This window comes from Rhodococcus aetherivorans (genome assembly GCF_025722975.1).
GTDB classification, from domain to species: Bacteria; Actinomycetota; Actinomycetes; order Mycobacteriales; family Mycobacteriaceae; genus Rhodococcus; species Rhodococcus aetherivorans.
On record NZ_CP106982.1, the window covers coordinates 2,285,899 to 2,298,256 of the forward strand.

Sequence of the window (12,358 nt, forward strand, 5' to 3'; positions counted from 1 at the left end):
TGCTCGCGATCGGTGAGGCATTGCCGGCGGCGACGGCGCGACGGTTCCTGGCGCACAACACGGCCCGGTTGGACAACCTGTACGGTCCGACCGAGGCCGCGGTGTCGGTGACCTTCCACGAGGTCGACGACGCCACCGGGGTGTCGGTGCCGATCGGTGTCCCGGAGTGGAATTCGCGGGTGTACGTGCTCGACGCGCGGCTGAATCCGGTCCCGGCCGGCGTGCCCGGTGAGCTGTACCTGGCGGGTGCGCAGCTGGCGCGCGGCTACCACGGCCGGGCGGATCTGACGGCGGAGCGGTTCGTCGCCTCGCCGTTCGGGGACGGCGAACGGCTCTACCGCACCGGTGACCTGGTGCGGTGGGATCCAGCGGGTCGCCTGGAGTACGTCGGACGCACGGACTTCCAGGTCAAGATTCGCGGTTTCCGCATCGAGCTCGGCGAGATCGAGGCCGCGCTGCGCGGCGTCGACGGTATCCGGGACGTGGCGGTGATCGTCCGCGAGGACGACCGGGTCGGACCGCAGGCGATCGCCTACGTGGTGCCGCAGCCCGGCGTCGTGCTCGACGTCGCCGACGTGAGCACGCAACTCGGGCGGGACCTGCCGTCGTACATGGTGCCGGCGGCGTTCGTGGTGCTCGAGGCGCTGCCGCTGAACGTCAACGGCAAGCTCGACCGCAGGGCGCTGCCGGCGCCGGTGTTCGAGGCCCGGGAGTTCCGGGCGCCGACCACCGTCACGGAGGAGGCCGTGGCGCGGGTGTTCGCCGAGGTGCTCGGTCTCGAACAGGTCGGTCTCGACGACGACTTCTTCGCCCTCGGCGGCGACAGCATCGTCTCGATCCAGCTGGTCTCGCGCGCGAAGGCCCGCGGCGTGGTGTTCACCCCGCGGGACGTGTTCGAACGCAAGACCGTTGCGGGTCTGGCGGAGGTCGCCACCCTCACCGGCGGTGGGGCGGGTGCACCCGCGGAACTGCCCGGTGGCGGTGTCGGCGACGTCCCGCTGACGCCGGCGATGCGTGACGCGCTCGACGCCGCCGGCCACGTCGAACGACTCGCCGTGGCCACGGCGGTGATCCTGCCCTCCGGCGTCGACCACGACGCCCTGGCCGGGGCGATCGGCGTGCTCGTCGACCATCACGACGCGCTGCGTGCGATCGTCGAGCACGACGCCGACGGCGCCGTCGCCCTGCGGGTGCGTGCCACCGGCACCGTCGACCCGGAAACCCTGCTGGCGCAGGCGGAACCGGAAACGGACGCGGCCGACGACGTGCGGGCCCGCGCCGAGCGGGCCCTCGGGGCGGCCGTCGAGCGAATCGACCCCGCCGCGGGCCGGATGGTGCAGTTCGTCCGCATCGACGACGGGCGCGGCGAGACGCTGCTGATCGTCGCCCACCGTTTCGTGGCCGACGACGCGTCCTGGCGCATCCTGGTCGACGATCTGGCCGCCGCGTACGACGCCCTCGCGGCCGGACGCCCGGTGGTGCTGCCCCCGGTCGGTACCTCCCTGCGCCGCTGGGCGCACGGGCTGGTCGAGGCGGCCGGCCGGCCCGAGCGCCGCACGGAACTCGCACTGTGGCGCTCGATCCTCGACGGACCGGACTTCCCGATCGGGAACCGCCCGCTCGACCCGGCCGTCGATCTCGGCGCCACGGTCGAGCACGTGCGCGGCACCGTCCCCGCCGCGGACACGGAGGCGCTGCTCACCGCGGTGCCCGAGCGGTTCCACGGCACCGTCCGCGACGGTCTGGTCACCGCGCTCGGCCTCGCGCTGGTGCGGTGGCGCCGGGACCGGGGCATCGACGAGACGTCCACGCTGCTCGCGGTGGACGGGGACGGACGCGACGCGGCCGTGGTCCCCGGTGCCGACCTGTCCCGGACCGTCGGATGGTTCACCACCGTATTCCCGTTCCGTGCCGGGTTCGAGGGAATCGACCTCGACGACGCGTTCGCCGGGGGACCGGCGATGGGCGCCGCCGTCAAGGCGGTCAAGGAACAGCTGCGGGCCCTGCCCGACGGTGGTGCCGGCTTCGGTCTGCTGCGGCACCTCGACCCCGATTCCGCAGGGGAGCTCGGCGCTCCGCGGCCGCAGGTTGCGTTCCACTACGGCGAGCCGGTCCCGGGCGGTGCGTGGGCGCCGGCCGATGCGTTCGGCGACCTCACGGTCCGCCCCGCCGGCCTGCCCGTCACCGCGACGATCGACGTCGCGGCGACCGTGTCGTACCGCCCGGAGGGCCCACAGCTCGAGGCGCGCTTCGGTTTCCCCGCCGGGGTGGTCGAGCGCTCGGAGATCGAGGAGCTGGCACAGCACTGGCATGAGGCCCTGGCTGCGCTGGCCCGCCACGTCCGCGAGCCGGGCGCCGGGGGCCTGACCCCGTCGGACGTGCCGCTCGTGTCGGTCGCCCAGCACGACCTCGACGTGTGGCAGTCGCGGTACCCGTCGGTGACCGACGCGTGGCCGCTGTCGCCGCTGCAGGCGGGTCTGCACTTCCACGCGCTCATGACCGAGGCGAGCGTGGACGTCTACACGATGCAGGCGGTGCTCGAACTCGGCGGTGCGGTCGATCCGGAGCGGCTGCGCGCCGCGGCGCAGGCGCTGCTGGACCGGTACCCGAACCTGCGGACGGTGTTCGTCACCGACAGCGGCGATCCCGTGCAGCTGGTGCTGGGTGACGTCGACGTGCAGTGGCGGCACGAGCACCTCGGCGGCCTCGCCGAGGACGCCCGCGACGCCGAGCTGGCCCGCATCCTGCGCGACGAGCAGGTCCGGCGCTTCGACCTCGGCACCGCCCCGCTGATCCGGTTCCTGTTCGTCGACGTGGCCGAGGGCCGCTCGCTGCTCGCGGTGACGGTCCACCACATCCTGCTCGACGGCTGGTCCATGCCGGTCCTCATGCAGGACCTCATGGCGCTGTACGTCACGCACGGGGACACCACCGCGCTCCCGGCCGTCCGCTCCTACCGGGAGTTCCTCGAGTGGCTGGCGGAGCAGGACCGGGAGGCGTCGCTCGAGGTGTGGGCGAAGGCACTCGCCGGCGTCGAGGAGCCGACCGTCCTCGCCCCGTCGGTGCGGCATCCCGACGCGGACGCCATCTCCTCGGTGCACGTGGTGTTCGACGAGGAACGCGCCGCGGCGGTGACCGCCCTGGCCGCGAGCCTCGGGGTCACCGTGAACACCCTGGTGCAGGCGGCCTGGGCGGTGCTGCTCGGCCGGATCGTGGGACGCTCCGACGTGACCTTCGGCGCCACCGTGTCCGGCCGGCCGGCCGAGCTGCCCGGCGTCGAGTCGATGGTCGGCCTGTTCATCAACACCCTGCCGGTGCGGGTGGACACCGATGACGACGAGACCGTCGCGCAGCTGCTGCGCCGCGTGCAGGCACAACAGGCGGAACTGCTCGGCCACCACTACCTGGGTCTGACCGAGATCCAGCAGCGGGCGGGCGGGCGGATCGGATTCGACACGCTGCTCGTGTTCGAGTCGTACCCGATCGACCGGGCCGCGCTGTCCTCCGCCGCCACGGACCTCGACGGCATGACCGTCACGGACGTCCGGCTCGACGACGCGACCCACTACCCGCTGACGCTGCTCACCCTCGCGCAGTCGGAGATCGTGTTCACCTTCAAGTACCTGGAGCGGTACTTCGACGAGACGGAGGTGACCGTGCTCTCGCAGCGGTTCGTGCGGGTCCTCGACGCCTTCGTGGCCGACGCCCAGGCGGCGGTGGGGGACATCGACCTCATGGACGCCGCGGAGCGGGCACACCTCGTCGCCGAGGCCGAGCCGGCGCAGGCTCCGGCCGCGAGCACCGGCCGCACGCTCGCCGCCGTGCTGGCCCACGTGGTCGAGGAGGATCCGGAAGCCCCGGCCGTGGCCGTCGACGGCACCGAGGTGCCGTACCGCGAGCTGGACGCGCGGTCGTCGCGGCTGGCGCGGCTGCTCATCGCGCGCGGCATCGGCACCGGCGACGTCGTCGCCGTCGCCGTCCCGCGGTCGGTGCAGTCGGTGGTGGCGCAGTGGGCGGTCGCCAAGACCGGCGCGGCCCTGCTGATGGTCGATCCCGGCGGCCCGTTCGTCGGGGCGCCGGGCGCCGCAGGGGTGACGCTGGGCTTGACCGTGGCGGAACTCACCGCCGGCCTGCCCGGCACCGTCACGTGGCTGCCGCTCGACGACGAGCAGCTGCGCGCCGAGCAGGCGGCGCAGGCCGCACACCCCGTCTCGTACGCGGACCGGCTCCGGGTCGTCGGGTCCGAGAGCCCGGCCCTGGTCACCGCGACCCGCACGTTCACCCAGGCCGAGCTGATCGACCGGATCGGCGAGCTGCGCGAGCAGTACGGCCTGACCTACGAGTCGCGCAGCGCCGCGGTCGGGTCGACCGCGGCGGAGGCCGGTGCGCTCGAGCCGATGCTGGTCACGGCCACCGGCGCGACGGTCGTCGTGGTGCCGGAGGGCGCCGACTCGGGGGAGGCACTCGACGCCGCCCTGTACGACGAGTGGGTCACCCATGCCCACCTGACCGCCGACGCGCTCGACACCCTCGAACCCGGGGGGCTCGAGGATCTGGCGGTGGTGGTCGTGGTCGATCGGGCGCCGGAGGAGCTGCTCGAGCGGTGGCGCACGGCCCATCGGGTCGTCGTCGCCTGAGGTCCGGCCCGCCGCGGTGAGGCTCCCCTTTTCGTCGGGGGAGCCTCACCGCGTCCGGTCCCGGCGGGGGCCCGAGGGTAACGTCGCGGGCGCATCGGTGGATGAACGAGTGGCGGCTACCGGCCGCTACGGTCCCGCCGAGGGCGCCGGGCGCAGTGACTATGCTTGCTCGTTCGCGCGCGAGCAACGGAACCGAAGCGAAGGATGTGGGCATCTACATGCGGTCTTCTCGACACGACGGCAGCCTGGGCGGGAGCGATCCGGCGATCGCTCCCCAGTCGCCGGCCGTCGAGCGCCGCGAACGCCCCGCCCGCAGCCGCCGTCCCGCCCCCACCCGCCCCCAGCGGGGCTCCCGCACCCGCACCCAGGCGACGTTGCTGCCGCAACTGCTGGTATCGGCCGTGGAGGAACGCGGCGATCACCCGGCGGTCGTCGCGGCGGGCGGGGCGACGCTCACGTACCGGGAGCTGGACGAGAAGTCGTCGCAGCTGGCGCGGCTGCTGATCGAGCGGGGCATCGGCCCGGGCGACGTGGTGGCGGTCGCCGTGCCCCGCTCGGCGGAGTCCGTCCTGTCCGTGTGGGCGGTGGCGAAGTCGGGGGCGACGTTCCTGCCCGTCGACCCGAAGTACCCGGCCGAGCGGGTCCTGCACATGGTGTCCGACTCCGGCGCGGCCGTCGGCCTGACCCTCACGGCCTTCGCCGCGGACCTGCCGGGCTCGGTGCGGTGGACCGCGCTCGACGATCCCGGCGTGGCCGGTGACATCGCCGCCCGCCCCGGCCACCCGGTGTCGTACGCCGATCGGATCCGGCCGCTGTCCGAGCTGCACCCGGCCTGGATGATCTACACCTCCGGGTCGACGGGCCTGCCGAAGGGCGTGTCCGTCCCGCACACCGGCATCGCCGGCCTGATCACCGCCGAACGCGAGCACTACCGGGTCACCGCCGAGGCGCGGGTGCTGCACATCTGCTCGCCCAGCTTCGACGTGTCGATGCTCGAGCTGCTGAGCGCCTTCACCGCCGGCGCGACCCTGGTGGTCTCGCCGCCGACGATCGTCGGCGGCGCGGACCTGGCGGAGCTGCTCGCGGCCGAGCGCGTCACCCACACCTTCATCACCCCCGCGGCGCTGGGGTCCGTCGACCCGCAGGGCCTGGACGACCTGCGCGTGGTCGTGGTGGCGGGGGAGAGCTTCGGTCCCGATCTCGTCGAGCGCTGGGCCGCGCCCGGCCGCGACTTCTTCAACGGATACGGGCCGACCGAGGCGACCGTCCTGGCGGTGAGCAGTGCCCCCTTGCACCCGGGCGAGCCGATCCGCATCGGTACCCCGATCCCCGGCGTGGGGGCATACGTGCTCGACACGCACCTGCGCCCGGTCCCCGCCGGTGTCACCGGTGAGCTGTACCTGGCGGGCGCACAGCTCGCGCTGGGGTATCACGCCCGTCCGGGCCTGACCGCCGACCGGTTCGTCGCCAACCCGTTCGCGGACGGCGGGGCGCGCATGTACCGCACCGGCGACCTCGTGCGCCGCGACGACAGCGGTGTGATCGAGTACCTCGGCCGCTCCGACTTCCAGGTCAAGATCCGCGGCTACCGCATCGAACTCACCGAGATCGACGCGGTCCTCGTCCGGCACCCGGACGTCGAGTTCGCCACCACCGTGGGCCGCGCCCTGCCCTCCGGGGAGACCGCGCTCGTCTCCTACGTCGTGCCGGCCGCCGGGGGCGCGGACCTCGACACCGGCGCTCTCGTCGAGTTCGCGGCCGGCTTCCTGCCCGACTACATGCTCCCGGCGGCGGTCGTCCCCATCGCCGAGGTGCCGCTCAATCCCGTCGGCAAGCTCGACCGCGCGGCCCTTCCCGCCCCGGTGTTCGCGGTCCGGGAGTACCGGGCGCCGCAGACCCCGGCCCAGCAGGCCGTCGCCGACGTCTTCGCCGACGTCCTCGGCGTCGAGCGGGTCGGTCTCGACGATTCGTTCCTCGACCTCGGCGGCAACTCCCTCGTCGCCACCCGGCTCGTCGCCCGGCTCGGCGCGGCCCTCGACACCCGGGTGCCGGTGCCGCTGGTGTTCGAGGCGCCGACGGTGGAGGCGCTCGCGGCGCGGCTCGAGTCGCAGGCCGGCTCGGGTGCCGTGGCGCTGGTCGCCCGCGACCGCCCCGAGCGGATCCCGTTGTCGCTCGCCCAGCAGCGTATGTGGTTCCTGAACCGGTTCGCGCCCGAGTCGGCGGTGGACAACATCCCCGTCGCGATCCGGCTCGCCGGGCGTCTCGACGTCGACGCCCTGCGCGGCGCGGTCGCCGACCTCGTCGCCCGGCACGAGTCGCTGCGCACCGTCTACCCGGAGATCGACGGCGACGGCTACCAGGTGGTACTGCCGGTGGCCGAGGTACTGCCGGATCTCGCCCCCGTCGAGGTTGCGGCCGAGGACGTTCCCGCTCGCGTCCTCGAGCTGGTCGGCACCGGGTTCGACGTCACCGCCGCCGTGCCGTGGCGCGTCGCGCTGCTGCGGATCTCCGACGAGGAGCACGTGCTCGTCTTCGTCGTGCACCACATCTCCGGCGACGGTTTTTCCATGACGCCGCTGACCCGTGACGTCGTCGCCTCCTATCGGGCGCGCACCCGTGACGAGCCGAATCCGTTGCCGCCGTTGTCGGTTCAGTACGCCGACTATGCGCTCTGGCAGCGCGAGGTGCTCGGCGACGAGGACGATCCGGAATCCGTGCTGTCGCGGCAGCTCGCCTACTGGCGCGCGCAGCTCGCCGACCTGCCCGAGGAACTCACCCTCCCGGTGGACCGGCCCCGTCCCGCCGTCGCGTCCAATCACGGTGCCGCCCTTCGTGTCCCGATCGACGCCGAACTGCACGCGGCGCTCGCCGACCTGGCCCGCACCCACAACGCGAGCGTGTTCATGGTGGTGCACACGGCGCTGGCCGTGCTGCTGGCCCGGTTGTCCGGCACCGACGACATCGCCGTCGGCACCCCCGTCGCGGGCCGCGGCGAGGCCGCCCTGGACGACCTGATCGGCATGTTCGTCAACACGCTGGTGCTGCGCACCACCGTCGAACCCGGTGAGCCGTTCGCCGACCTGCTCGCCCGGGTGCGCGGCACGGATCTCGAGGCGTTCGCGAACGCCGACATGCCGTTCGAACGGCTCGTCGAGGTGCTCGACCCGCCCCGCTCGCAGGCCCGGCACCCGCTGTTCCAGGTGATGCTCACCTTCCAGAACCTGCCGCAGTCCGCCCTGGAGCTGCCCGACCTGAGCATCTCCGGGGTCGAATTCGACACGGCCATCGCGAAGTTCGATCTGCAGGTCACCGTCGCCGAGCAGCTCTCGGAGCGCGGCGCCCCCGGCGGGATGACCGTCGAACTCGCCTACGCCACCGATCTTTTCGACGCCCCCACCATGCGGTCCCTCGCCGACCGGTTCACCCGGATCCTGCGCGGCGTCACCGTGGACGCCGCCACCCCGGTCGGCGCGCTGCCGTTCCTGGACGACGCCGAGGCCGAGCGGATCCTCACCGAGTGGAGCACGCTCGGGTCCGGGGTCCGGGTGCCCGCAGCGGCGACCCTCGCCGACCGCTTCGACGCCGTCGTCCGCCGCAGCCCCGACGCCCCGGCCGTCACGTTCGCCGGACGCACCCTCTCGTTCGCCGAGCTCGACGCGCGCGCCAACCGCCTCGCCCGCCGGCTCGTCGCGGCCGGGGCGGGCCCGGAGGAGCTCGTGGCCGTCGCGCTGCCCCGGTCGGCCGAGTTGATCGTGGCGCTGCTGGGGGTGCTCAAGTCCGGTGCCGCGTATCTGCCCACCGACACCACGTATCCGGCGGAGCGGCTGCGGTACATGCTCGAGGACGCACGTCCGCGCTGCGTCGTCACCACCACCACCGGTGACGGCGACGCACTGCCGGACGTCGGCCTGCCCCGGGTGTACATCGAGGACGACGACCCGCACGCGCCGTCCGGGCCGCTCACCGACGCCGAGCGGAGCGCGCCGCTGCATGCGGACAACCGCGCCTACGTCATCTACACCTCCGGCTCCACCGGCCGCCCCAAGGGCGTCGCGGTCACCCACCGCAACGTGCTGACCCTGTTCGACAACGCCGAACCGCTGTTCGGGTTCGGTGCCGACGACGTGTGGACGCTGTTCCACTCCTACGCATTCGACTTCACGGTGTGGGAGCTGTGGGGACCGCTGCTGTACGGCGGCCGGCTCGTCGTCGTCGACTACCTGACCTCACGCTCGCCCGAACAGTTCCTCGAGCTGCTGCGGGCCGAGCGGGTCACCGTGCTCAACCAGACCCCCTCGGCGTTCCTTCAGCTCGACGAGGCCGACCGGGTCGCGTCCGTGGAGCGTCCCGACGCCGATCCGCTCGCACTGCGATACGTCGTGTTCGGCGGCGAGGCGCTCGACCTCGGCAAGCTCGACGGCTGGTACGGGCGCCGGCCCGTGGCGCCGACGCTGGTCAACATGTACGGCATCACCGAGACCACGGTTCACGTGTCGTTCCTGGCCCTCGACCGCGGCGCCGCGCGCCCCGGTGCCGCCAGCCGGATCGGCCGCTCCCTGCCGGGGCTGCGGCTGCGGGTGCTCGACCGGCGGCTGCAGCCCGTCCCGGTCGGGGTGCCGGGCGAGGTGTACGTCTCCGGTGACCAGCTCTCCCGCGGCTACCTCGGTCGGCCGGGACTGACCGCCGCGCGGTTCGTCGCCGACCCCTTCGGGGCGGGCCGGCTGTATCGCACCGGCGACGTCGCGCGGTGGAACGCCGACGGCGAGCTCGAGTACGCCGGGCGCAGCGACGCGCAGGTGCAGTTGCGGGGCTTCCGCATCGAGCTGGGCGAGGTCGAGGCGGCGCTGCTGCGTGCCGACGCGGTGGCCCAGGCGGTCGCCGTGGTCCGCGACGACGGTCTCGGCGACCGGCTCGTCGGCTACGTCGTGCCCCGCGCCGGCGCGGACGTCGACGTGGCCCGCGTGCGCGAGCAGCTCGGTGCCTTCCTCACCGGCTACATGATTCCGGACCTCGTGGTCGTCCTCGACGAGCTGCCGCTCACCGTCAACGGCAAGCTCGACCGGCGCGCCCTGCCGGTGCCGCAGGCGACCGCCACCACCGCGGGCGGGCGCCGCGAACCGGCCACCGCCGCCGAACGCGCCGTCGCGCAGGTGTTCGCCGACGTGCTCGGCGTCGAGCGGGCCGGTGCGGACGACTCGTTCTTCGAGCTCGGCGGCAACTCGCTCATCGCGACGCGGGTGATCGCGCGGATCAACGAGTCGCTCGGAACCGCCCTCGCGATCCGCGAACTGTTCGAGGCACCGACCGTCGCCGAACTCGCGGCCCGGGCCGACGCGCACGCGGAATCGGCGCCCCGGCCCGCGCTGACCGCCGGGCCCCGCCCCGATCGGGTGCCGCTCTCGCTCGCCCAGCAACGCATGTGGGTGCTCAACCAGCTCGATCCCGCCTCCGCGAGCTACAACATCCCGCTCGCGATCAGGCTGCGTGGCCGCCTCGACACCGCGGCGCTCACCGCCGCGGTGCGCGACGTGATCGAGCGGCACGAGTCGCTGCGCACCCGGTACCCGCAGGACGAGACGGGGCCCTACCAGCACGTCCTCGACGCCGACGCGGTGGTGCCCGCGGTCGTGCCGGTCGAGGTGGCGTCCGAGCAGGAGGCGTTCGCCGAGGTCGTCGCCCTCGCCGCCGAGGGCTTCGACGTCTCCGCGCAGGTGCCGGTGCGCGGCCGGATCGTCTCGGTCGGCGCCGACGACCACGTGCTCGCCCTCGTCGTCCACCACATCTCCGCCGACGGTGCGTCGCTGGCGCCGCTGGCACGGGATCTGATGACCGCCTACGCGTCGCGGTTGTCGGGCGGCACGCCGGCCTGGGCGCCGCTCGAGGTGCAGTACGCCGACTACGCGCTCTGGCAACGTCGGGTCCTCGGTGACGCCGACGATGCGCAGTCGCCGGCCGGTGCCCAGCTGTCCTACTGGCGTTCGCGCCTGGCCGGGGTGCCCGAACTGCTCGATCTGCCCACGGACCGGCCCCGGCCGCCGCAGCCGTCGCTGCGCGGCGGCACGGTGGCGGTGGAGGTCGACGCGCAGATCCGGCAGCGGCTCGACGCCCTCGCGCTCGAGCACCGGGCGTCGCTGTTCATGGTCGTCCACGCGGCGCTCGCCGTGCTGCTCGCCCGGCTCAGCGGCACCCACGACATCGTCGTCGGCACGCCCGTCGCGGGCCGCGGTGACCGGCGCCTCGACGACCTCGTCGGGATGTTCGTCAACACCCTCGCCCTGCGCACGGATGTGGACCCGGCGGCGACCTTCGCCGAGCTGCTCGACCGGGCCCGCGCCGTCGACCTCGAGGCGTTCGGCCACGCCGACGTGCCGTTCGAGCGGGTGGTCGACGACGTGGTGGCCGTGCGCTCCCCGGCCCGGCATCCCGTGTTCCAGACGGTGCTGTCGTTCCAGAACACCGAGGCCGCGCGCCTCGAACTGCCGGGTCTCACCGTCGAGGCCCTCGACGCCGGTGAACTCGCCGCGAAGTTCGACCTGCAGGTGACCGTCGATCCGCGTGAGCACCCGGGCGGCTCGGCCGCCGGCATGCACGTCGGGTTCACCTACGCCGTGGACCTGTTCGACGCCGGCACCGTCGCGACGTTCGCCGAACGCTTCGTGACCGTCCTGCGCGCCGTCGCGGAAACCTCCGACGCGGTGGTCGGGGACATCGACATCCGCACCGAGACCGAGCGCACGGCGCCCACGATCATCGAGCCCGAGCCGGTGGCGGTCCCCGACCGCGTCGAGCGGACGGTGCCGCAGGAGTGGCAGGTCGCCGTGGAGTCCGATCCCGAGGCCCCGGCGTTCGTCGCGGACGGCGTCGAGGTCACCTACCTCGACCTCGACCGCCGGTCGTCGCAGTGGGCCCGGTATCTCATCGCCGAGGGCGTCGGGCCCGGCGACGGCGTCGCGGTCGCCGTGCCGGCGGGCCCCGAGCTGATCACCGCGCTCTGGGCGGTGACCAAGGCGGGTGCCGCGATCGTGCCCGCCGTGTCCGGCTCCGCCACGCCTGCGGAGACACCCGGGCTCGGGTTGACGACGACCGGGTCGGACGCCCGTCGGTCCGCCGCCGCGCGCTGGGTGTGCCTCGACGACCCGGCGACGGTGACCGCCGTGGACACGCTGTCCCACCGGCCGGTCGACTACTCGGAGCGGGTCCGGGTCCTGCAGCCGCAGCACCCCGCGCTGTGGGTGGCCGGCCGCGTGCTCGACCACGGCGAACTGGTCGCCGTGGTCCGCGGCGGTGCGGCTGCGCTGAAGCTGGACTACGAATCGCGGTCGTTGGTGTGCGACCTCACGGCGGAGCAGTGGCGCATCTTCGCGATCCTGGCTGCCGGGATCGCGGGGGCGGTGGTGATCGTGCCCGAGCCCGGCGCCGACCTCGCCGCCGTCGTGGCCGACGAATGGGTAACCCATGCGTTCGTGCCGTCTTCGCTGGTAGACGCGTTGAACGAGGCACCGGGTGACGACCTCGGGGTCGTGGTCGTCACCGACCGCGACGAGGTCCCGCCGGGGTCCGTTGCCGCGGGTGGGCAGTGGACGACAGTGGCCGCCGTCGACCCATGGAGTATGCGGAACTGAATACCGGCCGGTAGATTCCTCCCGGGCGGGACGAGTTCTCCATGCTCTTCCCGCGTGTGGAAGGAGCTGTATCCGTAGTGCAACGCAGGAGCCCGGTCC

The 12,358-nt window shown here is 73.6% G+C and carries 2 protein-coding genes (1 of these 2 cut by a window edge); both read left to right on the forward strand.

Features of this window, described 5'->3' with window-relative positions:
• A protein-coding gene (locus OCS65_RS10415; RefSeq protein WP_263510137.1) for a non-ribosomal peptide synthase/polyketide synthase crosses the window boundary here: on the forward strand, positions 1-4,637 show its end. 24,907 nt of this gene lie to the left of the window's left edge; only the last 4,637 of its 29,544 coding nucleotides appear in the window; the start codon falls outside the window, past its left edge; the stop codon is at positions 4,635-4,637.
• Positions 4,638-4,855: 218 nt separating this feature from the next.
• Positions 4,856-12,259 carry a non-ribosomal peptide synthetase gene (locus OCS65_RS10420; RefSeq protein WP_263510138.1) on the forward strand — a complete coding sequence of 2,468 codons (7,404 nt, stop codon included), beginning with the start codon at positions 4,856-4,858 and terminating at the stop codon, positions 12,257-12,259.
• Positions 12,260-12,358: the final 99 nt, after the last annotated feature.